Below are 602 nucleotides of genomic sequence, written 5' to 3'. Positions count from 1 at the left end.
CTTATAGGTCTGGCGGTCGACGAGATGGCGTTCGAGGCTGAAGTGGTTGTGGACGTTGGCATGGACCGAGGCGAACTTCTGTAGCGTCTTCATTCGCCTGAAGCGCATCATCGCCCGCTCTCGTCGTCGGAACGGCAGATGGCTGTTCTCCACCCGGTTGTTGGCCCAGCGACCCACCTCCTGCTTGTCGGCGTTACCAAGCTCCTTCATCGCCGCACCGTAAGAGCGGAGCCCGTCGGTGGTGACCTTGTCAGGGCTGCCGTGGCGCTTCAGCGCCTTCTTCATGAAGGTCAGCGCTACGTCCTTGTCCCTCGTCTTCGTGACGTAGCTCTCGAGGATCTCGCCCTCGTGATCGACCGCTCGCCAGAGGTATACCATCTCGCCATTCAGCTTCACGTACATCTCGTCCAGGTGCCACCGCCACTGGCGAAACCCGCGCATGTGGTTTACCCGCTGTCTGCGGATGTCGCCGGCAAACAGCGGCCCGAAGCGGTTCCACCACATCCGCACCGTCTCGTGGCAGACATCGATCCCGCGTTCGAACAGCAGGTCTTCAACGTTCCGCAAACTCAGCGGGAAACGCACGTACATCATGACCACCA

At 60.8% G+C, this 602-nt stretch carries 1 protein-coding gene; it reads right to left on the bottom strand.

The genetic code is table 11. From position 1 onward, the window contains the following. Positions 1-594 (bottom strand): IS6 family transposase (locus OXQ95_RS18625; protein ID WP_267383128.1); only part of this gene is annotated, 594 nt, incomplete at its 3' end. Positions 595-602 lie beyond the last annotated feature (8 nt).

Origin of the sequence: Sphingomonas sp. GC_Shp_6 (assembly GCF_026540835.1) — a bacterium.
In the GTDB taxonomy this organism is placed as follows: Bacteria; Pseudomonadota; Alphaproteobacteria; order Sphingomonadales; family Sphingomonadaceae; genus Sphingomonas.
The sequence above is the reverse complement of the archived record's forward strand: the minus strand, read 5'-3'. Positions and strand labels throughout refer to the sequence as shown.